The sequence below is a fragment of the Streptomyces sp. NPDC030798 genome (genome assembly GCF_055572275.1).
On record NZ_JBVIDR010000003.1, the window covers coordinates 219,107 to 242,833 of the forward strand.

General features: G+C 72.6%; 21 protein-coding genes. 9 read left to right on the forward strand and 12 right to left on the reverse strand.

Features of this window, described 5'->3' with window-relative positions; genetic code table 11:
- The first annotated feature begins 89 nt into the window (after positions 1-89).
- Positions 90-557: a pyridoxamine 5'-phosphate oxidase family protein gene (locus tag ACZ404_RS09290; RefSeq protein WP_468437580.1), complete on the forward strand. Its 468-nt coding sequence runs from the start codon at positions 90-92 to the stop codon at positions 555-557.
- Positions 558-584: 27 nt separating this feature from the next.
- Here ACZ404_RS09290 and ACZ404_RS09295 read toward each other — a convergent pair whose 3' ends face one another.
- The 4 genes from ACZ404_RS09295 to ACZ404_RS09310 form a co-directional block, all read right to left on the reverse strand.
- Entirely contained in the window at positions 585-1,487 is a 903-nt protein-coding gene (locus ACZ404_RS09295) for a universal stress protein (RefSeq protein WP_468437582.1), read from the reverse strand.
- A gap of 126 nt (positions 1,488-1,613) precedes the next feature.
- A complete protein-coding gene (gene pflA, locus ACZ404_RS09300) occupies positions 1,614-2,363 on the reverse strand; it encodes a pyruvate formate-lyase-activating protein (RefSeq protein WP_468437584.1) in 750 nt (249 codons plus the stop codon).
- Positions 2,360-4,621, reverse strand: coding sequence for a formate C-acetyltransferase (pflB, locus tag ACZ404_RS09305; RefSeq protein WP_468437586.1), 2,262 nt, complete (start codon positions 4,619-4,621; stop codon positions 2,360-2,362). The genes pflA and pflB overlap by 4 nt, the downstream gene beginning before the upstream one ends.
- Before the next feature lie 177 nt (positions 4,622-4,798).
- Positions 4,799-5,239, reverse strand: coding sequence for a pyridoxamine 5'-phosphate oxidase family protein (locus ACZ404_RS09310; RefSeq protein WP_468437587.1), 441 nt, complete (start codon positions 5,237-5,239; stop codon positions 4,799-4,801).
- 176 nt (positions 5,240-5,415) lie between these two features.
- Here ACZ404_RS09310 and ACZ404_RS09315 point away from each other — a divergent pair, with 176 nt between their 5' ends.
- Both ACZ404_RS09315 and ACZ404_RS09320 read left to right on the forward strand, forming a co-directional pair.
- Positions 5,416-5,805: an STAS domain-containing protein gene (locus tag ACZ404_RS09315; protein WP_468437589.1), complete on the forward strand. Its 390-nt coding sequence runs from the start codon at positions 5,416-5,418 to the stop codon at positions 5,803-5,805.
- A gap of 352 nt (positions 5,806-6,157) precedes the next feature.
- Positions 6,158-6,757 carry an Rv1733c family protein gene (locus ACZ404_RS09320; protein WP_468437591.1) on the forward strand — a complete coding sequence of 200 codons (600 nt, stop codon included), beginning with the start codon at positions 6,158-6,160 and terminating at the stop codon, positions 6,755-6,757.
- A gap of 294 nt (positions 6,758-7,051) precedes the next feature.
- Here the strand turns inward: ACZ404_RS09320 and ACZ404_RS09325 are convergent, their stop codons facing one another.
- Both ACZ404_RS09325 and selA read right to left on the reverse strand, forming a co-directional pair.
- Positions 7,052-8,899: a SelB domain-containing protein gene (locus tag ACZ404_RS09325; protein ID WP_468437593.1), complete on the reverse strand. Its 1,848-nt coding sequence runs from the start codon at positions 8,897-8,899 to the stop codon at positions 7,052-7,054.
- Between the two features lie 79 nt (positions 8,900-8,978).
- Entirely contained in the window at positions 8,979-10,262 is a 1,284-nt protein-coding gene (gene selA, locus ACZ404_RS09330; RefSeq protein WP_468438138.1) for an L-seryl-tRNA(Sec) selenium transferase, read from the reverse strand.
- A 308-nt stretch (positions 10,263-10,570) separates the two neighbouring features.
- Here selA and ACZ404_RS09335 point away from each other — a divergent pair, with 308 nt between their 5' ends.
- Entirely contained in the window at positions 10,571-10,900 is a 330-nt protein-coding gene (locus ACZ404_RS09335; protein WP_468437595.1) for a hypothetical protein, read from the forward strand.
- A 40-nt stretch (positions 10,901-10,940) separates the two neighbouring features.
- On the opposite strand, the gene ACZ404_RS09340 is transcribed toward ACZ404_RS09335, so the two are convergent.
- From ACZ404_RS09340 to ACZ404_RS09350, 3 genes are all read right to left on the reverse strand, one after another.
- Positions 10,941-12,026: an MASE1 domain-containing protein gene (locus tag ACZ404_RS09340; protein WP_468437597.1), complete on the reverse strand. Its 1,086-nt coding sequence runs from the start codon at positions 12,024-12,026 to the stop codon at positions 10,941-10,943.
- A gap of 51 nt (positions 12,027-12,077) precedes the next feature.
- Positions 12,078-12,932 carry a PP2C family protein-serine/threonine phosphatase gene (locus ACZ404_RS09345; protein ID WP_468437599.1) on the reverse strand — a complete coding sequence of 285 codons (855 nt, stop codon included), beginning with the start codon at positions 12,930-12,932 and terminating at the stop codon, positions 12,078-12,080.
- 132 nt (positions 12,933-13,064) lie between these two features.
- A complete protein-coding gene (locus tag ACZ404_RS09350) occupies positions 13,065-13,385 on the reverse strand; it encodes a hypothetical protein (RefSeq protein WP_468437600.1) in 321 nt (106 codons plus the stop codon).
- A gap of 322 nt (positions 13,386-13,707) precedes the next feature.
- Here ACZ404_RS09350 and ACZ404_RS09355 point away from each other — a divergent pair, with 322 nt between their 5' ends.
- Both ACZ404_RS09355 and dapE read left to right on the forward strand, forming a co-directional pair.
- Positions 13,708-15,159 (forward strand): amino acid permease, encoded by a 1,452-nt coding sequence (locus ACZ404_RS09355; RefSeq protein WP_468437602.1) that lies wholly within the window; start codon positions 13,708-13,710, stop codon positions 15,157-15,159.
- Positions 15,156-16,214, forward strand: a complete 1,059-nt coding sequence (gene dapE, locus ACZ404_RS09360) for a succinyl-diaminopimelate desuccinylase (RefSeq protein ID WP_468437604.1) — start codon at positions 15,156-15,158, stop codon at positions 16,212-16,214. Before ACZ404_RS09355 ends, dapE begins: the two co-directional genes overlap by 4 nt.
- On the opposite strand, the gene ACZ404_RS09365 is transcribed toward dapE, so the two are convergent.
- A complete protein-coding gene (locus tag ACZ404_RS09365) occupies positions 16,195-17,748 on the reverse strand; it encodes a PucR family transcriptional regulator (RefSeq protein WP_468437606.1) in 1,554 nt (517 codons plus the stop codon). The genes dapE and ACZ404_RS09365 overlap by 20 nt on opposite strands.
- A gap of 102 nt (positions 17,749-17,850) precedes the next feature.
- Between ACZ404_RS09365 and ACZ404_RS09370 the strand changes: the two genes are divergently transcribed.
- Positions 17,851-18,606 (forward strand): chorismate synthase, encoded by a 756-nt coding sequence (locus tag ACZ404_RS09370; RefSeq protein WP_468437608.1) that lies wholly within the window; start codon positions 17,851-17,853, stop codon positions 18,604-18,606.
- The gene (gene menC, locus ACZ404_RS09375; protein WP_468437610.1) at positions 18,603-19,712 is read left to right on the forward strand and encodes an o-succinylbenzoate synthase; all 1,110 of its coding nucleotides are present in this window, start codon (positions 18,603-18,605) and stop codon (positions 19,710-19,712) included. The genes ACZ404_RS09370 and menC overlap by 4 nt, the downstream gene beginning before the upstream one ends.
- A gap of 54 nt (positions 19,713-19,766) precedes the next feature.
- Here menC and ACZ404_RS09380 read toward each other — a convergent pair whose 3' ends face one another.
- Both ACZ404_RS09380 and ACZ404_RS09385 read right to left on the reverse strand, forming a co-directional pair.
- On the reverse strand, positions 19,767-20,408 hold the full coding sequence (locus ACZ404_RS09380; protein WP_468437612.1) for a hypothetical protein: 642 nt from the start codon (positions 20,406-20,408) through the stop codon (positions 19,767-19,769).
- Between the two features lie 331 nt (positions 20,409-20,739).
- Positions 20,740-21,951: a hypothetical protein gene (locus ACZ404_RS09385; RefSeq protein ID WP_468437614.1), complete on the reverse strand. Its 1,212-nt coding sequence runs from the start codon at positions 21,949-21,951 to the stop codon at positions 20,740-20,742.
- A gap of 291 nt (positions 21,952-22,242) precedes the next feature.
- On the opposite strand from ACZ404_RS09385, the gene ACZ404_RS09390 reads away from it, so the two are divergent.
- Positions 22,243-23,688, forward strand: coding sequence for a glyceraldehyde-3-phosphate dehydrogenase (locus ACZ404_RS09390; RefSeq protein WP_468437616.1), 1,446 nt, complete (start codon positions 22,243-22,245; stop codon positions 23,686-23,688).
- Positions 23,689-23,727 lie beyond the last annotated feature (39 nt).

The following is a 23,727-nucleotide window of genomic DNA, read 5'->3' on the forward strand; positions in this document are numbered from 1 at the left end:
ACCACATCTCGGCGAAAGGCCGTGCAGCCGCCTCGCCGCCCCAGTCAAGACACGCAGCAGTGAGCAACGAGACCGTACGGAAGCCCCCCATGACCATCGACACCACTGAGGATCTCCCTGCCGGGCCGCGCCGGAGCATCGAGCTGGGCGATGACGAAGCCCTGCGGCTACTGGGCAGCGTCTCCTTCGGACGGATCGTCTTCACCCGCCACGCGCTGCCCACCGTCCGTCCGGTCAACCACGTCGTCCTGGACAACGGTGACATCGTCATCCGTACCCACGAGGGCGCGGCCCTGACCGCGCGCGCCGGGCAGGCCGGCGGTCAAGGCGTCGTGGTGGCCTACGAGGCCGACGCCATCGACCCCGACACGCACCTCGGCTGGAGCGTGGTGGTCACCGGCTACGCGCACCTGGTGACCGACTCGGAGGAACTGGCCCGCTACCAGGCACTGCTCAACCCGTGGGTGCACCGGACCATGGACTACGCGGTGCGCATCCGCCCGGATCTGATAACCGGCGTACGGCTCACCGCCGACGACGGGTCCGACGGCGCCTGATCGCGGTCCGCTCGCAGGGTGGCCCTGTCAATCGTGCGGGACCACCGCGACCGGTGCGGTGGCGTGGTGCAGCACCGCCTGGGCGACTGGGCCGATCACCGCGCCGATCGCCGTCCGGCGCCGACGGCCGACCACGACCAGGGACGCGTCGCGCGACGCCTCCACGAGGTGCGAGGCCGCCTTGCCGATCACCGCCTGCTCTGTCACCTCGACTCCGGGGAACTTGCCCCGCCAGGGCTCCAGCGCCTCGCCCAGGGCACGGTGCATGTCCCCGGTGAGTTCGTCGTGCAGTTCGGCGTTGAGATCGCCGCCATTGTCGTAGTAGGGCAGTTCCGGGCTCCGGCCATGGACGACGCGCAGCCTCGCCGCACGCTGAGAGGCGGCCTCGAAGGCGAATCCGATCACGGTGTCGTTCGGAGCGGCAGAGTTGAAGCCCATGACGACGTCGCGGAACGGTGCGATCCCGGACCCAACGGCCCCAGGCTGGTGTTCGTCGTCGGGGCGCAGGCCGCCCCGCACGAGGACGACAGGCCGTCGGCTGCCCGCCACGACCGTCTGGGCGACGGACCCGCCCAGGAATCCGGCTACGCCGCCCAGGCCGCGAGAGCCCAGCACCAACAGGCCGGCTTCCGCAGCCGCGCCGAGCAGCGCGGGCACGACTTCTTCAGTGACACGGTCGGTGGTGATCCGCAGGCCCGGGTGACGCCGCGCGATCGTCGCCTCGGCCTCGCGCAGCATGCGGTCCGCCCAACGAATGCTCAGGGACGGCTGGGATACGCCGCCCGCGGATGCGTGCATGTACGGCTTCGGCCCAACGGCGTGGAGCAGGTGCAGCGGAACATCCCGGAGCAGGGCTTCCCTGGCTGCCCAGTCGGCGGCAGTCAGGCTCTCCGGGGACCCGTCCAGTCCTGCGGTGATGGTGCGGGGCATCTCGGCCTCCTTATCAGTCACGAATTCAGTGTCGAGGCCGGGCACTTGGATCAGGAGGGGTCTCAAGTCCCGGTGCGGAGGCCGGGTGGCCCACGCGCGGGTGCACGTTCGACGGGCAGCGGCCGACTACAACGCCCGAAGTCCGTGCTCCCGGAACTGCTCGCGCACGCGTTCCGTCAGCTCCGGATCGGGCGCGGGTGTGTCGCGCAGCCGGAAGTCGATGCCCAGGGCGTCGTACTTGTGGGCGCCGAGTTTGTGGAAGGGCAGGACGTCCACCCGGTCCACGTTGGTCAGCCCGGCCAGGAAGGCGCCGAGACCGTCCACTGCGGTCGGGTCGTCGGTCCAGCCGGGGACGAGGACGTATCGGATGTACACGGGGACACCCAGCCGGTCCAAGCGGGTGGCGAAGCTCAGCGTGGGGGCGAGACGGGCACCGGTGAGCCTCCGACAGGTGGTGGCGTCGAACGACTTGATGTCCAGCAGCACCAGGTCGGTGTCGCCGAGGAGTTCATCGCAGGCACGTTCGCCCAGGAAGCCGGAGGTGTCCAGCGCCGTGTGCAGTCCGGCCTCCTTGCAGCGGTGCAGGAGGGAGCCGGTGAAGGCCGGCTGGAGCAGCGGCTCCCCGCCCGTGATGGTCACCCCTCCCCCGGCCGTGGTCAGGAAGCCCCGGTACTTCTCGATCTCCTGCATCACCTCGTCGACCGAGGTCTCCCGCCCGTCGCGCAGGTGCCAGGTGTCCGGGTTGGCGCAGTACAGGCAGCGCAGGGGGCAGCCGCTGACGAACAGGACGAACCGGGTCCCGGGACCGTCCACGCCGGTGGACAGGTCCCAGGAGTGCACCCGGCCGGTCACCACCGGCGCCGCCGTGGCGTTCACAGCGACCCGTGGAAGGTGCGACTGATCACGTCGAGCTGCTGCTCACGCGTCAGGCGGACGAAGTTGACCGCATAACCGGAGACCCGGATCGTCAACTCCGGGTATTTCTCCGGGTGTTCCATGGCGTCCTTGAGCGTCGCCCGGTTCAGCACGTTGACGTTCATGTGGAAGCCCCCGAAGGTCATGTATCCATCGAGGATGCCGACCAGGTTGCCGGCTCGTTCCGTGGGATCGTGGCCGAGCCCTTCGGGCGTGATGGTCGTGGTCAGGGAGATGCCGTCGCGGGCCTCTTCGTACGGCAGCTTCGCCACCGACAGCGCCGACGCGACGGCCCCGTGCCGGTCCCGGCCGTTCATCGGGTTGGCGCCGGGGGCGAAGGGCTGCCCGGAACGGCGGCCGTCGGGGGTGTTGCCCGTGTGCTTGCCGTAGACCACGTTCGAGGTGATGGTGAGGACCGACTGGGTGTGCTCGGCGCCACGGTGAGTGGGGTATTGCCGCACCTTCGCCATGAAGGACTCCACCAGGTCGACGGCGATGCTGTCGGCGCGGTCGTCGTTGTTGCCGTACGCCGGGAAGTCGCCCTCGGTGCGGAAGTCGACGGCGAGTCCGGTGGCGTCCCGGAACACCTTCACGCGTGCGTACTTCACGGCGGACAGGCTGTCCGCCGCCACCGACAGACCGGCGATCCCGCAGGCCATGAACCGGTGCACGGGGTAGTCGTGCAGGGCCATCTCCAGGCGTTCGTAGGCGTACTTGTCGTGCATGTAGTGGATGACGTTGAGCGCGTTGACGTACGTCCGGGCCAGCCAGTCCAGGACGTGGTCGTAGGCCGCCGACAGTTCCTCGTAGTCGAGGTACTCACCGGTCAGCGGGGGCGCTGCGGGCGCGACCTGTTCGCCGGTCATTTCGTCGCGGCCGCCGTTGATGGCGTAGAGCAGGGCCTTTGCGAGGTTGACCCGTGCGCCGAAGAACTGCATCTGCTTGCCGACCGCCATGGCGGAGACGCAGCAAGCGATGGCGGTGTCGTCTCCGGTCCGGGGGCACATCAGGTCGTCGGACTCGTACTGGACGGCGCTGGTGTCGATGGAGACCTGGGCGCAGAACTCCTTGAAGCCGTCGGGCAGCCGGGGCGACCAGAGCACGGTCAGGTTGGGCTCGGGGGCGGGGCCGAGGTTGTAGAGGGTCTGCAGGAACCGGAAGGAGGTGCGGGTGACCAGGGTCCGGCCATCGGCGCCCATGCCGCCGATGGACTCCGTCACCCAGGTCGGGTCGCCGGAGAACAAGGCGTCGTACTCGGGTGTGCGCAGGAAGCGCACGATCCGCAGCTTGATCACGAAGTCGTCGATCAGCTCCTGGGCCCGGGTCTCGTCGATGGTCCCGTCCGCCAGGTCCCGCTGGAGGTAGACGTCCAGAAAGGTGGAGGTGCGGCCGAGCGACATGGCCGCGCCGTTCTGCTCCTTCACCGCAGCCAGGTAGCCGAGGTAGAGCCACTGCACGGCCTCGCGGGCAGTGGTGGCGGGGCGGGAGACGTCACAGCCGTACGACGCCGCCATCCGCGTCAGCTCGTCCAACGCCTTCATCTGCTCGGCGAGTTCCTCCCGGTCACGGATGACCTCGGTGGAGGATGCGCAGGCGTCGAGCTGGGCACGCTCGGCCTTCTTGGCCTGGATCAGGCGGTCCGTACCGTAGAGGGCGACGCGCCGGTAGTCGCCGATGATCCGGCCGCGTCCGTAGGCGTCGGGCAGTCCGGTGATGACGCCGGCCTTGCGGGCGGCGCGCATCTGCGGGGTGTAGGCGTCGAATACGCCGTCGTTGTGGGTCTTGCGGTAGGTGCCGAAGACCTTGGTCACGAACGGGTCGGGCTCGTAGCCGTACGCCTTCAGGCCGTTCTCGACCATCCGGAGACCGCCGTTCGGCATGATCGCGCGCTTCAGCGGAGCGTCCGTCTGCAGACCGACGATCAGCTCACGGTCCCGGTCGATGTAGCCGGCGGCGTGCGAGGTGATCGTGGAAGGGGTGGCGGTGTCCACGTCGAGGATGCCCTTGCGCCGCTCCTCGGGGAACAAGGCGCTGACCTTGTGCCACACGGCGAGCGTGCGCTCGGTCGGACCGGTCAGGAACTCCGGGCCGCCCTCGTACGGCGTGTAGTTGGCCTGGATGAAGTCGCGTACGTCGATCCCCTCGCGCCAGCCCCGGCCGGCGAAGCCACGCCAGGCATCGGCGGGAACGTCCACGTCGGGACGGGTTGCCACGGTCATCACTGCCTCCGCATCGTTCGCGACACCGCACCACGGACAGTTCCGTGCGCGGCTCCACTGACGATGCTCCTCGCGCGCCCCTGCATGGGGCAGGGCCTGCGGGAACCCGTCGCCGCGCCGTCCGGCCCGCACCGTTGGGCCCTTCGGACCGGGTCGCGAGCGCGTGATGCCCAGCGGTCAGGCGGAGAGATCCAGGCCGTACATCGTGCGGCCCCCGAAGAGTTCACGCCCGGTGACCAGTTCAGGCTCGATGCGCACGAAGACCTCCTCGAGCGAGGGAGCCCAGGAGCGCGGGCCGCTCCGCTCCAGGCGTGCTGCCTCGGCCGGATCCGTCACGATCTCTGCCCGGCCGGTCACGACAACGCTCCATCCGGAGTGCGTGTCCACATCGGCCGCATCCGCCTCGAAGGCGACGACCGCGCCGTCGACCGCGCGGGCCAGCTCGGAGGCCGTCGAGGTGCGCAGCAGCACCGCTCCGTCGACGTCCAGGCCGAAGTTGACCGGCACGACCGCGGGCAGCGCCTGGCGCGTGTAGACGATGCGGCCGATGGGTGCCGTCGCCAGCAGGCGCAGGCACTCGCGACGACCGAGTTCGCGGAAACCGTCGTTCGGGTACATGAGTCAGCCCGTCTTTCGCCCGGGGGGGGATCACAGTCCATGCTGAGTCCGCCGGCTGCCTCGGGTGAGGGGCCACGGGGCCCGCCCTGGCCGGAGAGCGGCCCGAGGAAACGTGGCGGCGAAGGGGGGCCGGACGGCCCTTCCGGCACGCCCATCGGCCCGGATTTCCTCTGACCATGGTCGAAACCCTCATCACGTCCGCATCGCGCCACACCGAGCGTGCCTTCGGCGGGGCGACCGTCGTGGAGCTGTGCGGTGAGATCGACATCCTCACGGCACCGCCCCTGGGGGCGCGCCTGGACGATCTGACGGCCGTCGTCCTTCCCGACCTGGTGGTGGACCTTCGCGCCGTGTCCTTCATCGACTGCGCCGGACTGGGGATGCTGTGCCGGGCTCGGAACAGGGTCGTGGAACGGCACGGTCGCCTGCGTCTCGTCACTGCCGGCAACCAGTTCCGTCGAATTCTTCGTGCTGCGGGGCTGGACGGCGTGTTCGAGATGTACGGCCACCTGTCCGAGGCCTTGGCTGCTGTGCCCGCTGGTGTCCTCACCACAGCAGCGGGCTGATGACCAGAGGTGCAGCCCGCCGAGTTCGACTCGATTGTTCGGTGGAAGCGGCTTGCCGGAGTGGGCCGTAGCAACGCGGAGGTTGAAGACAGCGGCACCGACAGACAGATGCAGAGCCCGGCCGACAGGATCCGCGTGGCTCAGGCCACGCTCGGGTACGGCGCGTACCGACCGCCGCGCACGGCACAGAACCACGGCGCGGTTCAACGACCCGTGCGTGTGCTGGGCCGAAGGGACCGGCGTCGGCCCCTGCTTGGCCCGACCGGCCCTCCGCTTCCGCCTGATCGGCCCATGCCACGGAGGTGCTGCGGCTGTCACCTTCGTGTGTGTGACGACGAGGAGGGGTGGAGAGATGCGCGAGGACAGGCCCGCGAACAGGAAACGCAAGCGAACGAGCGTGCCGCTGTGGCGATGGCGGAACAACCCGATCCGGCGACGCGACGACGTCCTCGAGGCATGGCTCGTGCTGGCCATATGGGTGCTCATCGCGGTGGGTGGCACGGCGGCCGGTGTGGTGACGGCCCACGCAGCCGACCACGTCTTCGCCCAACAGCGGGCCGACCGGATCCCCGTCCGCGCCGTTCTCCTCGATGACGTCCCGCGTCCCACCACCTCCGACCTGGGCAGAGACCTTGCCTCGGCAAGGGTCCGCTGGACGAGCTCCGACGGTTCCACGCGCACCGGCATGACGCTGGTGGCCACCGGAAAGAAGGCCGGCTCGACGGTGAGAATCTGGATCGACGGCCAGGGGAAGCTGAGCACTCAGCCGGCGTCCCCCACCGCAGCAGCCGTCGAGGCGGCACTCTTCGGAGGCTCAGCCGCCCTCGCGCTGAGCGGCGTGGTCTTCGGCATCGGCAGCGCCGGGCGGTGGTGGCTCGACCGGCGCCGCATCGCGCAGTGGGACAAGGAATGGACCCTGGTCGGACCGAAATGGGACCACAAGACCAGTTGACTCGCACATCCCGGGCAGAGCTTCATGCTCAAGGACGCGGTTCGCTTGCTGTTCGTCCTGGACCGGTGCGGTACGTCGTGCGAATCCGATGATGACCAGGCTTTGCCGCAGGAGGCCGTCGGGGTCATCCGGGGACATAAGCGGTTGCAAGCACTGGACTTCTGGCTCAGCAACCCTGACCACCTCGCCGACGAGCCTGATCGGCAGGCCGAGTACGAACGGACGGTATGGAAGGCCGGCATCAGCGGCATCAGCGGCATCACGGAGCGAGTGCGCGAGCGGCTGGCCCGGACGTCATCGAAGGTCATCGATAGGCGTGCGTTTGTCCCGGTTTCCTGTGTCTTCGCAGGTCACGCCTCCGCTCCCGGGCCCGGGCCGGCAGCGCCGGCGCTGGTCGTCCACGCGTTCCGTGTACCCGTGGGCGTCCAGGTACTCCAGCAGCGGTACGGCCACCCGGCGTGTGGTGTCCAGGGCCTGCCGCGCCTCGCTCAGCGTGAACGGCTGCGGCAGTCGGCGCAGCACGGCGGCGGCCTCGGTGTCGGCGCCGGGCAGCAGGACGATGCCCTCGGCGATGCGCAGCAGGGCCCCGGCGGACACGGCGGCGGCCAGCGCCTTGCGGGTGAGCCCGAGCCGGGTCAGCCGGTCGGCCTCGGGGGCGCGGAACGGCGTACGGGCCAGATCCCCGCGTACGGCGTCGACGGCCACCCGGACGGGCGGAGGCAGGGCGGGCCGCAGGGCGTCGGCGGGATACAGCCGCCCCTCGCGGCCGGCGAGGCCCGGCGTGCTCCGGGCGAGCGCGTCCACGAGGGCCCGGTCGGGGAGGCGGAGCAGGTGGCGGGCGGCCTCGGTCGGCAGGCCGGGTTCCAGCGGGTGCGCGCGGGCGTGCCGTCGGGTCTCGGCGGCCAGCCGGTCGCGCTGGGCCGCCCAGTACGCCGGGTCGGCCAGCCAGTCCCCGGCGACCGGGTCGGCCGGGGGCGCGACGCCCATCGCCAGCAGGTCCGCGCGCCGGACGAGGGAGCGGCGGCGCAGCTCGGCGGCGCCGTCGGGGCGGCCGGTCATTCCGGCGAGCTCGGCGGCGCGGGCGCGGCCGGCGCCGCGCCGGGCGAGCCGGGGCGGCCGGACGTCGAGGACGGTGACCGCGCAGGGCATCCGGGTGCCGCCCGGTTCGCGCAGCACGGCGCGGTCGCCGACGCGCAGCGGCAGCGGCCGGTGCAGGGTGAGCCGGGCGGTGTCCTCGCCCAGCGGGCGGACGGTCACGGGGACGGCGGCGGTGCCGATGTGCAGGGTGACCGAGCGGGGCAGGTCGGCGGCCGGCTCCCCGGTGACGCGGGCGTCGACGACGCCGGTGTGCAGCCACCGGTCCGGGGTCAGCAGCACCTGCCCCCGGCCCAGGCCGGCGTCACCGGGTCCGTGCACGTTGACGGCCACCCGGGCCACCGCGGCGACCTCCGTCCGCTCCTCGTGCAGGCTCTGCAGCCCGCGCACCCGCAGTACGGCCGTCCCGTCCCCGACGGCGAGCCGGTCGCCGACGCGCAGGGTGCCCGCGCCGAGGGTGCCGGTCACCACGGTGCCGTGGCCGCGCACGGTGAAGGCGCGGTCGAGCCAGAGCCGTACGTCGGCGTCGGCGTCCGGGGCGGGCAACCGGTCGGCGAGGCGTGCGAGTTCGGTGCGCAGGTCGTCCAGCCCGGTGCCGGTGACCGAGCTCACCGCGACAGAGGGCACCTTGCCGAGGGAGGTCGCGGCCATCCGCTCGACGGCGTCGGCGCGGACGGGTTCGGGGTCGGCGAGGTCGCTGCGGGTGACGGCGAGGACGGCGTGCCGGACGCCGAGCGCGTCGAGGATCGCCAGGTGCTCCTGCGACTGGGGCTGCCAGCCCTGGTCGGCGGCGACCACGAACAGCACGGCGGGCACGGGGCCGGCGCCGGCGAGCATGGTGGCGACGAACCGCTCGTGGCCGGGCACGTCCACGAAGGCCATCGGCTCCCCGTCCGGTCCGCCGATCCTGGTCCACACGAACCCGAGGTCGAGGGTCAGGCCCCGGCGGCGCTCCTCCTCGTACCGGTCGGGCTCCATCCCGGTGAGCGCCCGGACCAGGGCGGACTTGCCGTGGTCGACGTGGCCGGCGGTGGCGAGGACCCGCATCACTTCCTACCTTCCCGCGGCCGGGCGGGCCGCTCATGGGTCGACGGGGCCGTGGGTGGCGGGCGCCCGCACACCGCAGCTAGCTCTCCGCGGCCGGGCGGGCCGCTCGTACGGCCTCGGCGAGCCGGTCGTCGTCCTCGGGCGGCACGGCCCGCAGGTCCAGCAGACAGCGCCCGGCCTCCAGGCGGCCGACCACGGGGACCGGGCCGGTGCGCAGGGCGGCGGCGTACGGCTCGGGCAGGGACAGCGCGGCGCTGTCGAGCAGGACGCCGGGGGCCCCTCCCCCGCCGACCGTGGCGGCGCTCTGGACCGCGTATACGTCGATGCCGTCGGCGCCCAGGGCGGTGGCGAGGCGTTCGGCCCGGGCCCGGAGCCCGACCGGGTCGGCGGTGAGGGCGGTGGCGGTCGGGGTGGGCGGGCCGGTGAGCGTGGCCTCCAGGGCGGCGAGGGTCAGTTTGTCGACCCGCAGGGCGCGGGCCAGCGGATGCCGGGCCAGGCGGCGGACCAGGTCCTCGCGGCCGAGCAGGAGGCCGCACTGGGGGCCGCCGAGCAGTTTGTCGCCGCTCGCGGTGACCAGGGCGGCTCCGGCGCGCAGTTGGGTGTCGGCGTCGGGTTCGTCGGGCAGCGCGGGGTGCGGGGCGAGCAGGCCGGAGCCGATGTCGACGACGACGGGGACGCCGAGGGCGGCGAGGTCACCGGCCTCGGCGGCACGGGTGAAACCGGTGACGCGGAAGTTGGAGGGGTGCACCTTGAGCACGAAGCCGGTGCCGGGGCCGATCACGGCGGCGTAGTCGGCGGTGGTGGTGCGGTTGGTGGTGCCGACCTCGCGGAGCCGGGCGCCGGTGGAGACGAGGAGGTCGGGCAGGCGGAAGCCGTCGCCGATCTCCACCATCTCGCCCCGGCTGATGACGATCTCCTTACCGGCGGCGAGCGCGGTGGCGGCCAGGACGAGCGCGGCGGCCCCGTTGTTGACGACGTGCACCCCGCCGGCCGCGGGCACACGGCCCGCCAGCGCGGCGAGGGCGCAACGGCCGCGCCGGGCCCGTACGCCGGAGGGGAGGTCGAGTTCCACGTCGGTGGGTCCGGCGGCCGCCGCCACGGCCTGCCGCGCCGCCGCCGACAGCGGGGCGCGGCCCAGGTTGGTGTGCAGCAGGACGCCGGTGGCGTTGATCACCGGCCGGAGCCCACCGGGCGTGCCGGGCAACAGGGCGACGGCCGCGTCCGGCACCTGCTCGGGCGCGATGCCGCCCGCACGCGCCCGCGCCTGCGCCTGACGGACCGCCGCCTTCACCACCCGCTCCCCGAGCCGCCCGACCGCGGCGGCGAGCCGCGGCTCACGCAGCAGCACGTCGGTCCGGGGGATACGCCGACGCGCGTCGCCCCCGCCCTCGGGCCCCCGCGCCGGGCCACCACCACGAGACCGCCCGCCCGTCCCAGGGTGCCCTTCGGGGTCGTGGGAACCTGTGTCGGCCGTGAGGAACGGCGTGCCGGGGTGCCCGTCGTTCCGGTTCTGTGTCAGCCGCTGTGCCATGCCGCCTGCCGCCCCTGTTCCTCCGGACCGACCCGGTGCCCGTGCGGGCATCGCCCATCGTCTCCCAGTGCCCCCGGGCGGTCGTTCGACACGCCGTGTCCCGCGTGGGCGGGCCCGGCACGGGGGGTACTCGGCGCTGCGTGCACGCCAACGACCGCAAGCATCAGGACCGGGAACCGACGGCGGCCGAGAGCGCCGCCCGGCGGCAGCGGGAGGCGGAACGGGAACGTGCCGCCGCTCAGCCGTTCGACTACCCCTACCCCGACCGCCGGGCGAACGTCCGGGCCCGGCGGCACATCAGCGAGGAACAGGCCGACGCCGACATGCCCGCGGGCATCCCCGGCGGGTACGGCACGACCGGCGGCGGGCAGCCGGGCGGCGAGGGCACGGCGCACCCACCCACCAGGAAGCGGGACGACGCCGAGCGCGCGGCACCGTCGGAGGCGGGCGGTGACGAGCAGGGACGGTGAACAGGGAGGGTGAACGAGGCGCGAACGCCGGCCACCCGTCTCACGGTCCGGGGCCGCCGCTCGGCCGGGCCTGGTCGTCCGCGCCGTCCGCGCCGTCGGCGCCGTGCGCGTCGTGCGCCTCGCCGGTCGCTTCCGCGTCCTCGCCGTCCGGCGGCGGGCGCGGCGGCGGGGGCTCGCCCGCGGTGAGGTGTTCGAGCACCTCCACCAGCTCCTGGCACGCCTGCTCGACCGAGCGCCGGGTGTTGCGCTGCTCGCTGATCACGGCGGACAGCAGCAGCGCGGTCAGCGCCATCGCGCCGTTGAAGGCCTGGAGCTTGGCCATGACCTCGACCCTGTTCAGCCCCGCGAAGGCGCCGGCCCCGTCCGTCGCGGCGACCGTGGCCAGCACGGACGTCAGCAGCGCGCACAGGGTGCTGCCCACCAGCTGGAACCGCAGGGCGGCCCAGATGATGAGCGGATAGACGAGGAACAGCATGCTGTTCCGGCTGTAGGCGGCCAGCGGCACCAGTGCGCAGGCCACGACGGCCAGCGCGGTGGCCTCCTTCCAGCGCGTCACGGCCAGCGGCCGGCGCATCCGCAGCAGGAGCAGCAGCAGCGGCGTGACGATCAGCACGCCCATCGCGTCGCCCACCCACCAGGCCAGCCACACCGGCCAGAGGTGGTCCGTGGCCAGCTTGCCCGTCGCGATCAGCAGGCCGACGCCCACGCTGGAGCTGATCAGCATGGCGGCGAACGCCGCGAGGAACACCAGGGCGAGCCCGTCCCGCAGCCGGGTGAGGTCGGTGCGGAAGCCGGCCCGGCGCAGCAGCAGCGCCGCGCACACGGGCGCCGCGGTCTGGCCGAAGACGGTGCCGATCACGTCGGGTCCGGGCGAGACGGTGACGGACAGCACGGCGAAGAGCGCCCCGAGCGTGATGCCGGGCCAGGAGCCCAGCCCGAGGATCAGCAGGGCGGCGACGGCGACCCCGGTCGGCGGCCAGATCGGGGTGACCACGGCGCCCTCGACGACGAGCCGGCGCAGGAGCCCGAGCCGGCCCGCGGCGTAGTAGCAGGCGGCGACGGCGAGCACCTGGACGGCGTAGCCGCCCGGCCGGCGCAGATCCTTCAAACCCACCACAGCAGCCATCTCACACCGATGGCCCGCCGTCGGCGAGGCGAGAGCCGCCGCGTGGCGGCCCTATGGCTGAACGTCGCCCCCGTCGAGCCCGGCGACGCAGGGCCCGTCCAGCCCCACCACGAGGACGGCGGCGTCGTCCTCGTGCCCGACGCTCGCGGCGCACTTGATGACGGCGGCGGCCAGCGCGTGCGCCTCCAGGCCGGCGACGGCCGCGACACCCGCGAGCCGCACGACCTGGTCGAGGCCGTCCTCGATGCTCAGCGACGGTCCCTCCACGACGCCGTCGGTGAGCAGGACGACGACGCCGCCGGCGCTGAGCCGGTGCCGGGTCACCGGGTACTCCATGCCCTTGTCGACGCCGAGCGGCGGCCCTCCCTCGTCGTCCACGACGCCTGCCCTGCCGTCGGCCGTGGCCCGGATGAACGGGGTGTGCCCGGCCCGCGCGCTCTCCAGCACGCCGGTGGCCGGGTCGAGCCGCATGAAGGTGCAGGTGGCGAACAGTTCGCTGCCCAGGGAGAGCAGCAGTTCGTTGGTCCGCGCCAGCAGCTCGCCCGGCTCGCCGGTGACGGAGGCGAGGGCGCGCAGCCCGGCGCGGACCTGCCCCATGAAGGCCGCGGCCTCGATGTTGTGGCCCTGGACGTCACCGATGGACAGCCCGATGCGGCCGTCGGGCAGCGTGAAGGCGTCGTACCAGTCGCCGCCCACGTTGAGGCCGTAGGTGGCGGGTGCGTAGCGCACCGCGAGGTGCAGGCCGGGGGCGGTCGGCAGGTCCCGTGGGAGCATGCCCCGCTGCAGCGCGATGGCCAGCTCGACCTGGGTGCGCTGCTGCTCCGCACGCTCGCGTGCCTGGGCGGTGAGCGATCCGAGTCGGGTCAGCAGCTCGTCGCCGTCGTCCGTGGGGCGCTTGCGGGGCATCGGTCACTTCCGGCTGGGCGGCAGCCTTTTCGGATGAAACGCCTCTGTCCAACGGCTAGATTTTACCCGTATGCGCTGATCCTGCCCCTGCAGCGGGCCCGCGCGGACGCACGGGGTCGGCAGCCCTGCGGGTCAGCGGACCTCGGAGTCGATGCCGGTGATCACGGCGGGCCCCAGGGGCGCCGTCCGTTCGTCCAGCCCGGCGTCGCGCAGGGCGGAGTCCGCGAGGCGGCGGGCCTCCTGCTCGGCGTGCGGGCCGGTGTCCGCCTCGACGGTCAGGCGGAGGGTGAAGGTGTTGTCCTCGTTGACGTTGAGCACGTCGAGGTCCTCGGAGCTCCCCATCCGGGTGGTGTGCGGGTCGGCGGGCCTGAGCGACCGGCTCAGCCGCTCTCGGGTGTCGGGCCCGGCGCCCGTGGTGAAGGTACCGGGGACGGTGATGACGTAGGTCGTCATGACGATCCTTTCCTCGGGGCCTCTGCCTCGGCTACCCCGATTCGCGGTCTTCGCACAGCTCCGGCGGGACCGCGCCACTGACCGACCTGCACACGCTGGAGATCACGGGCGCGGAAGCGGGTGAGGCCACGGGTGGTGGAGGCAGCGCGGGAAGTGACGCAAGCGCTGCGCTGACCGCCGGGCCCGGCGGATCCGGCGGGGCCGCTTTGGCCCGCTGCCCAATGTGCTCGCCGCAGCTTTGGCCGATCCGCACAACCGTGGGTCTTCACCCCTCCGCATCATCAAGGGCCAGACAAAGCCCGCAGGCGGAGGGAGCGGTGTGATGGGAATCGTGGGGACACGGCCGTCGGCCGGACAACAGAGAACGCGTACCGGCCGGCTCACCCGGCGGCAGGCCATGGGGACGCTGGTCGGAGAAGCGGCGGCGAGCCCCCTGAAGCGGACCATGGGCGTCGCTCAGCTGACCCTGCTCAGCGTGGGGGCGACCCTCGGCACCGGCATCTTCGTGGTGCTCGGGCAGGCCGTGCCCGAGGCGGGGCCCGCCATCGTCGTCTCCTTCGCCCTCGCCGGAGTCACCGCCCTGTTCTCGGCGCTGTCGTACGCCGAGCTGGCCGGCATGATCCCCGGCTCGGGATCGTCGTACAGCTACGCCTACGCCACCCTCGGCGAGCTGGTCGCCTGGGTGTGCGGGTGGTGTCTCATCCTGGAGTACGGGGTGTCGGTGGCCGCCGTCGCCGTGGGCTGGGGGCAGTACGTCAACGAGTTGCTGAATCTCGTGTTCGGCGTGACCCTGCCCGACTCGCTCAGCGCCCCGCCCGGCGCGGGCGGCGTGCTCAACATCCCGGCCGCCCTCATCGTCGTCCTCGCCATGGTGGTGCTGCTGCGCGGGGCGCAGGAGAGCGCCGTCGCCAACACCGTCATGGTCGCCGTCAAGATCGCCTCGCTCCTGCTGTTCTGCGCGGTCGCGTTCACCGCCTTCCGGGCCGGGAACTTCCAGCCGCTCTTCCCGCTCGGCGCCGCCGGGATGAGTGCCGGAGCGGCCTCCCTCTTCTTCTCCTACATCGGCTTCGACGCGGCCTCCACCGCCGGCGAGGAGGCCCGCAATCCGCAGCGCGACCTGCCCCGCGCCATCATCCTGTCCCTCGTCCTCGTCACCGCCCTGTACGTGCTCGTCGCAGTCGCCGCGCTCGGCGCGATGCCCTGGAAGCAGTTCGCGGGGACGGAGGCGACGCTGAGCGAGGTGCTGGTGCGGTCCGTCGGCGGCGGGAACCTGTGGCCGATCCTGCTGTCCATCGGGGCTGTGGTCGCCACCACCAGCGTGGTGCTGACCGTGCAGTACGGGCAGATCCGCATCCTGTTCGCCATGTCCCGGGACGGCCTCGTGCCCCCGCTGTTCTCCCGCGTCCACCCGCGCACCGGCGTGCCCCGCGCCAACACCGTGATCGTCTCGTCGTTCATCGCCGTCCTCGCCGCCCTCGTCCCGCTCGGCAGCCTCGCCGATGCCACCAGCATCGGCACCCTCTTCGCGTTCATGCTGGTCAACCTGGCGGTCGTGCTGCTGCGCCGGCGCAGCCCCGGTGCTCCTCGCTCCTTCCGGGTGCCGTTCTCCCCGTTCACCCCGCTCCTCGGGGTCGGCTTCTGCGTCTACATGCTGGGCAGCCTCGGCGCCGACACCTGGGTCGCGTTCGGGGCGTGGATGGCAGCCGGGCTCGTGATCTACGGCCTCTACGGCATCCGGCACTCCAGGCTCGACCGGCAGCGGGACCTGGCATGACCCGCGCCCTGGACCTCACCGCCGACGTGGTCACCCTCACCCGCGCCCTGGTCGACCTGCCGTCCGAGAGCGGCCGGGAGGCGGAGCTGGCGGACGCCGTGGAGGCGGCCCTGCGGGCGCTGCCCCACCTCAGCGTGGAGCGGCTCGGCAATTCCGTCGTCGCCCGCACCGGTCTCGGCCGCCCCGAACGGGCGCTGATCGCCGGGCACCTGGACACCGTCCCGGCCGCCGGGAACCTGCCGTCCCGGCTCACCGACGGCAGCGTGCACGGGCTCGGCGCCTGCGACATGAAGGGCGGGGTCGCCGTGGCGCTGCGGCTGGCGGCCGGGATTCCCGAGCCGGTCCGCGACGTCACGTACGTCTTCTACGAGTGCGAGGAGGTCGAGGGCGACAGGAACGGGCTCGCGCGCATCGGCGCCGAGCGCCCGGACCTGCTCGCCGACGCCGCTCTCGCGATCCTCATGGAGCCCTCCGACGCCGGCGTCGAGGCCGGCTGCCAGGGCATCCTCACCGCGGACATCGTGGTCAAGGGCGCCCGCGCGCACACCGCCCGCGCCTGGCAGGGGGTGAACGCCGCGCACAAGGCGGCCCGGGTGCTGCAGCGGCTGGACGACCACACGCCCGAGCGGGTGGTGATCGACGGGCTGGAGTACCGGGAGGGGCTGAGCGCGGTGGCCGTGCGAGCAGGGGTCGCCGGGAACGTCGTGCCCGACGAGTGCGTCGTCACCGTCAACTGCCGCTACGCACCCAGTCGTTCGGCCCAGGAGGCGGAGTCGTACGTGCGCGGGCTGTTCCCGGAGCACGAGGTCCGCGTCACCGAGGTTGTCGCGGGCGCGCCGCCCCACCTGAACCGGATCGGCGGGCTGGTCCGCGCGCTCGGCGCCGAGCCGAGGGCCAAGCTCGGCTGGACGGACGTGGCCCGCTTCGCCGCGCTCGGCGTGCCCGCGCTCAACTACGGCCCCGGGGACCCCTCCCTCGCCCACACGGCCGGGGAGCACGTCCCCGTCGAGCACCTCGAGCGGTGCGAGACCAGGCTCAGGTCGTGGCTGAGCTGAGCCCCGCCAGCGCCCTCAACTGAAGCCACAGCAGCAGTCGTTCGTCGCAGTCGTCCAGGTCGACTCCGGCGTGCTGCTGCAGCTGCCGGAGGCGGTAGCGGCAGGTGTTGGGGTGCACGGCGAGGAGTCGCGCCGCGCCCGCCATGTCACAACCGGCGTCGAACCAGCAGACCAGCGTGCGGGCGTACTCCGTGCCGTGCTCCGCGTCGTACGCCAGCACCCGCCGCCACGCCCCCGCGTTCAACTCCCGGTGCTCGCCCATCACTTCCGCCAGGCGCAGCAGCGTGACCCGGGCCCGGACCTCGTCCACGGTGGCCACCGGCAGCCGGGCGTCCAGCACCCGCAGCACCAGGTCGGCGTCCGCCCGCGAGCCGGGCAGCCCGGCCGCGCCCGGCACGACCTCGCCGAGCGCCGCCCGCACCGGCACGCGCAACGCCTGCCCGGCCCGAGCCACGATGTCCTCGGCCAGCTTCCTGTGCCGCTCGCCGGGACCGGGCAGTACGGCGTACACCACCCCGTCGAGCAGCACGCACGCATGCCGCCCGTAGCGGGCCTCGCACTGCAGACGCACCACGTCCAGCAGGCGCAGCGCGGTGCGCTCGGCGTCCGGGACGCTCGCGGCGGAGTCCAGGACGAACGCGGCCGCCCGGGCCGGGCCGTCGACGCCCAGGCGGGCGGCGGCCGTCGCCGGGTCCGGCGCCGTGCCGTCCAGCAGGCGGCGCAGCAGGTCGCTGCCCCGGTGCCGGGCCAGCTCCTGGGCGGCACGCGCCCGCAGCAGGAGCAGCGCGGCCGTGGAGGCGCCCTGGGCGAGGGTGTCCTCGGCGTCCGGCGCGAGCGAGCCGCCGTCGACCACCCACACCGAGCCCAGCGTCTCCCCGCCGGCCCGTACCGGCATCGCCAGCCGGGGCAGGTCCGAGCCGGTCAGCGCGGGCAGTCGCAGCGGCCGGTCCGCGGCGAACAGGCGCCGGTACTGCTCGGTGTTGTCCGCGCTGGCCGGCACCTGGCGGCCGAGGATGCCCTGCCGGCGGTCCTCGTCCACCGACTGGCCGGGGACGGTCGAGTACGCGAGGATCCGCTGGCGTGGGTCCTCGATGGCGGTGGCGCCGCCGGTGGCCGTGGCGATGGCGTCGGCCAGCGCGAACAGGTCACCGAGCCCCAGCTCGGCGGTGGCCGCGGCGGGCCGGGCGGCGATGGCCGAGGCCAGCAGCAGGTGGACATGGTGCCAGGCGGCGTCCTCGGCGACCGACAGCAGCGCCACGCCGTGGGCCTCGGCCTCCGCGACCGGGCCGTCGGCCCCCCGCACCACCACCCCGGTCAGCTCCGCCTGCGCGGCCGCCCGCAGCAGCGGGCCCGCGTCCGCCGCTCGTGTCCCGACCGCCAGCAGCAGCGCGCCGGGCAGCCGAGGAAGCGGGGTGTGGCCGTCGTGGAGCACCGCCTCGGTGACCGGCGCGCCGGGACCGGCCGGGGCGGTGTGCAGGCGCAGGGTGGGGCCGCCGACGACGTCCAGAAGGTCGCCGAGGGTGCAGGCGTCCATGGCGGTCCTCGGGGAGGTGATTGGCTGATGGTGAAACGACAGTACGCATCCCTTGGCCGCTCCCACAACACCGCGGGCGCATCGCCCGGCGACACTCGTGCCATGACAGCAGGAGTCACCATCCGCACCGTCCACAACGTCACCGGGCTCGCGGCCGTGTCCGACTACTTCAGCGACGTCTGGCAGACCCCCCGCACCGCCCCGCCCTACCCGGCGGAGGTCCTGCACAGCCTGGTGCATGCCGGGGGCGCCGTGCACGCGGCCTACGACGGCCCGCGCCTCGCCGGGGCGTCCGTGGCCGTGCTCGGTCCCGAGCGCAGCACGTACTCGCTGGTCGCCGCCGCCGACCGGGGGCTCGGACGGCAGGTGAAGGAGGCCCAGCGGGACTGGGCGGCCGGGCTCGGCGCCCGTACCATGCGCTGGACGTTCGACCCGCTGGTCGGCCGCAACGCCCGCTTCAACCTGGTCAAGCTGGGTGCCGTCGGCACGGAGTACCTGGTCGACTTCTACGGCCCCATGGCCGACGGCGTGAACGACGGCGACGAGAGCGACCGGCTGACAGTGACCTGGGACCTGACCGCGCCGGGCGAGCCGTGCGACGCAGACAGCCACGGGCCCGTCGTCCGCATGGCTCCGGACGGCGGCCCGCTCGCCCGCCGGGACCCGGACGGCCGGCACCTGTGGTGCCGCATCCCCGACGACGTCGTCAAGCTGCGCGCCGCGGAGCCCGCCCTGGCGCTGCGCTGGCGGTACGCCGTGCGCGAGGTGTTCCTGGAGGCCTTCCTGGAGGGGTTCCGGGCCACCGGGATGTCCCGCGACGGCTGGTACACGCTCTCGCACGAGGAGGCCGCGGCATGAAGCTCGAACGCGTCGACATCGTGCACGTCGCGATCCCGCTCGTGACGCCCTTCCGGACCTCCTTCGGCACGATGACCACGAAGGACACCTTCCTGCTGCACGTCGTCACCGACGAGGCGGAGGGCTCGTCGGAGTTCGCCGCCGACCCGGAGCCGCTGTACTGCTCGGAGTTCGTCGCCGGAGCCGAGATCGTGCTGCGCGACTTCCTCATCCCCCGAGCGGCCGCCCTGCCGCACCTCACCACGGCCGCGCTGGCCCCGGCGCTCGCGAAGGTCAAGGGGCACGAGCTGGCGAAGGCGGCCCTGGAGACTGCGGTCCTCGACGCCGAGCTGCGGTCCTACGGCATGCCGCTCGCCACCTACCTGGGCGCCGTACGGGACCGGGTGCCCGCCGGAGTCTCCGTCGGCATCAAGAACTCCGTCGCCGAGCTGCTGGACGACGTCGAGCGCTACCTCGCCGAGGGCTACGTCCGCATCAAGCTGAAGATCGAACCGGGCTGGGACGTCGAGCCCGTCCGCGCTGTCCGCGAGCGCTTCGGCGCCGGGCTGCCCCTGCAGGTCGACGCCAACACGGCCTACTCCCTCGCGGACGCCGAGCACCTGCGGCGGCTCGACGAGTTCGGGCTGCTGCTGATCGAGGAGCCGCTGGAGGAGAACAACCTGCACGCCCACGCCCAGCTGCAGAAGCGGCTGCGCACCCCGGTCTGCCTGGACGAGTCCCTGCACCACGCACGGGACGCCGCCGCCGCAATCGCCATGGACGCCTGCCGGGTGGTCAACGTCAAGCCCGCCCGGGTCGGCGGCTACCTGGAGGCCCGCCGCGTCCACGACGTGGCGCAGGCGCACGGGGTCCCGGTGTGGTGCGGCGGCATGCTGGAGACGGGGATCGGCCGCGCCCCCAACCTCGCCCTGGCCGCCCTGCCCGGCTGCACCCTCCCCGGCGACACCTCCGCCTCCTCCCGCTACTTCGCCGAGGACATCACCGAGCCGTTCGTCCTCGACGGCGGCCATCTCCCGGTCCCGGACACCCCCGGCATCGGCGTGGAGCCGCTGCCGGGGCCCCTGCGCCGGTTCACCAGGGAGCGACGGCACCTGTACAGGGCATGAGGCGATGCCCGGACGGCGCGTCGGAGCTGCGGCCGGTCGGCCGGTGGGGGCAAGTCAGTGCAGGATGCTGACGGCCCGCGCGATCACGAGGAGCGAGGTCACGAGGGCGGAGACGCTCTGAACAGCCATCAGGGCTTTGGCGCGGGTCGACAACGGCATGGTGTCGGTCGGGCTGAAGGCGGTGGAGTTGGTGGTGGACACGTACAGGTAGTCCATCAGGGTGGGGACCCAGTCCGAGGTGACGCTGGCACCGTCGGCGACTTCCTGGACGGCGTCGTCGTTCTCGTCCTGGGAGAAGCGGAAGTCCGCCAGCGGCAGGGCGGAGCGGGGCGCCTGGGTGCGGCTGACCGGGCCGCCCCGGTCCAGCTCCCAGTAGGCCAGCCCGAAGACGATGATGTTGGTGAGCCAGACCTGCAGCGCGGCCACCAGCAGGGACCGGCCGTCCTTCACCCCCGCGTAGAGCAACTCATGGATCAAGATGGCCAACGCCACGAGATTGCTGACCGCGATGACGCCCACGAGCGTCAGCGACAGCACGCGGAACGTCTTGGTCTGCCGGGTCAGCCGTTTGGGGTTGATCGCGATGAGCGGGATGAGCAGCAGGCATTCCAGGGCGGGCAGGACGTACCGAGGAGCGATCAGCAGCTGCTGCGGCAGCACCAGGTACAGAGCGATCGCGGCGGTGGTCGCGACCACCGCCGGAAACCGCGCCTCTCCTCTGCGCTCATGCCTCGGATGCCGGGCACTGGCCTCTGCCCGCGTGCGTGCCATCCCACCCGGCCTTCCGGTCGTTCCCGCAACGAACCGTGCCACGGCGCCTCGTACACGTTCTGCCGTGCCGGGCGCAGCGCACCTTCAGCTTGTACCCCGAATCCCGTGGCCCGTGCCTGCGCGTGAAGGACACCGTCCGGGCGGGCGCCTGCCCGCTTTCGGACGGCATGTCATGGACGTCGGACGCTGTGCCCTTCATCGGTGACGGCTGTGAGGCCGGCGAGATGGATGTGACCGGACCGGAAGCGGGGGCCCCTCACAGCGGGGAGTGGGCCACCACCGTCACATAGGCGCCGTAGAGCAGCGACACGACGGCCAGGGAGCCGCCCACCAGCAGCGCCTGGGCCGGCCGTGCCCGCCAGGTGCGGGCGAAGGCGCGGGCCGGGGGGATGAGCAGCGGGAAGACGGGCAGCAGAAAGCGCGGCTTGGACGAGAACGACCCGGAGCCGCCGACCACGAGCAGCACCAGCACGCCCGCGAAGACCACCAGGACCAGCGGGGCCCGGTCCAGGCAGAGCAGCCCGAACAGGACGACACCGGTCAGGACGATCACCAGGGCCACGGGGTAGACGACATGGCCGCCGTACAGGAACAGCACTCTGAGGAAGCGCAGGGCGCCGGCGCCGAAGTCGAAGCGCGAATCCCAGGCGCGCTGCACCGTGAAGTATCCGTGCAGCAGGTCGCCGGTCCGGTGGCCCACCCACAGGACGTAGCCGAGCCAGCCCAGCGGCGCGAGCAGGGCGCCGGCCCACAGGGCCGCCGGGGCGCGGCCGCGCCGGCGCACCACCTCGTGCGCGGCGGCGACGGCGACGGCGAGCGCCACCGCGCACCCGGTGGGCCGGGACAGACCGGCCAGCGCGGCGAGCGAACCGGCCCACAGCCAGCGGCCCTTGAGCACGCTGTACAACGACCAGACGGCCAGCGCGGCGAAGAGGGACTCGGTGTAGGCGATGGTCAGTTCGACAGCGTGCGGCAAGGCGGCCCACAGGCCGACCAGGGCGGTGGCGACGGCCCGGCCGTACAGGTGGTGGCCGAGGACGTAGAGGCCGTACGCGGCGAGGCCGGCGGCGGCCCAGGCGACGAGCAGCGCGGCCTCGCCGGGGGTGAGCGGCAGGATGATGATCAGGGCCCGGACGAGTCCGGGATAGAGCGGGAAGAACGCCCAGTCGGTCTGCACCCCGCCGGTCGGGGTGATCCAGACGAGGTGCTCGTAGCCGTGGGTGGCGATGTGCAGGTACCAGCGGGAGTCCCAGGAGTGGGCAAGGCTCTTGACCAGCGGATGGCCGGTGGCGTGGTTGAGGGCCATCACGACGGCGACTCCGGCGAGCCGGACCGCGGCGAACAGCGCGAGGGCCGGCAGGGCGCCTTCGGGGATCCGGTGCCGGGCGGGGCGGGGCAGCGCGGGACGGCGGCGGAGGGGACCGGACGGGGCGGCCGGCTCGGGCCGGGGGACGGAAGACGTGCTCACGTTCCGACCTTGGTCACGCCGGTGGGGGCGTGCAATCCGCGACTCGGGTTTCTTACGGTCTTCCACCCTGATTCAGGAAGGACCGTGATGCGGAAGACCCTTATTCAGGAAAGACCGTGAGGCAGAAGACCCTGATGCAGGAATGACCGCGACCCGCTTCGCACATGGCAGTCGCGTGACACACGGAACCAGGGCAAACCTCCCGTCGGACACCCCCGGCACGGCCCCCCGGAAGGATCGAAGTAGGGTGCGGTTAGCATATGAGCGCTGCCTAGCTCGAAAGATTGATCTGTGACTGTCAACGACGACTCGTTCACCAACTGGATGCACCGCGAGGAGATCGCGGAGTCGATGATCCCGCTCATCGGGAAGCTGCACCGCGAGCGGGACGTGACCGTCCTGCTGCACAGCCGCTCCCTGGTGAACAAGTCGGTGGTCAGCATCCTCAAGACGCACCGCTTCGCCCGGCAGATCGCCGGCGAGGAACTCTCGGTCACCGAGACGATGCCGTTCCTGCAGGCCCTGACCACCCTCGACCTCGGGCCCTCCCAGATCGACCTCGGCATGCTGGCCACCACCTACAAGGCCGACGACCGCGGGCTGAGCGTGGCGGAGTTCACCGCGGAGGCCGTCGCCGGTGCCACCGGCGCCAACAAGATCGAACGCCGTGAGCCGCGCGACGTCGTCCTGTACGGCTTCGGCCGCATCGGCCGCCTCGTCGCCCGGCTACTGATCGAGAAGGCGGGCTCGGGCAACGGCCTCCGGCTGCGCGCCATCGTGGTGCGCGGCGGCGGCGCGCAGGACATCGTCAAGCGCGCCTCGCTGCTGCGCCGCGACTCCATCCACGGCCAGTTCCAGGGCACCATCACCGTGGACGAGGACACCAGCACGATCGTCGCCAACGGCAACGCGATCAAGGTGATCTACGCCGACGACCCGTCGGCCGTGGACTACACCGAGTACGGCATCCGCGACGCCATCCTCATCGACAACACCGGCAAGTGGCGTGACCGCGAGGGCCTGTCGAAGCACCTGCGCCCCGGCATCGAGAAGGTCGTGCTGACCGCGCCGGGCAAGGGCGACGTCCCGAACATCGTGCACGGCGTCAACCACGACACCGTCAAGCCGGACGAGCAGATCCTGTCCTGCGCTTCCTGCACCACCAACGCCATCGTCCCGCCGCTGAAGGCGATGGACGACGAGTACGGTGTGCTGCGCGGCCACGTGGAGACCGTCCACTCGTTCACCAACGACCAGAACCTGCTGGACAATTACCACAAGTCCGAGCGCCGCGGCCGCTCAGCGCCGCTCAACATGGTGATCACTGAGACCGGTGCCGCCTCGGCCGTCGCCAAGGCGCTGCCCGACCTGAAGGCGCGGATCACCGGCAGCTCGATCCGCGTCCCGGTGCCGGACGTCTCGATCGCGATCCTCAATCTGCAGCTCGCCCGCGAGACCACCCGCGACGACGTCCACGACTACCTGCGGGACGTTTCGCTGACCTCGCCGCTCAAGCGCCAGATCGACTTCACCACGGCGCCCGACGCGGTCTCCAGCGACTTCATCGGCTCGCGCCACGCCTCCATCGTGGACGCGGGCGCCCTGAAGGTGGAGGGCGACAACGCGATCCTCTACCTCTGGTACGACAACGAGTTCGGCTACTCCTGCCAGGTCGTCCGGGTCGTGCAGCACGTCTCGGGCGTGGAGTACCCGACGTACCCGGCGACGGCGGTCTGACGCCTCGCACGGGAAGCTCAGCGGCCGCCGACCGGGTTC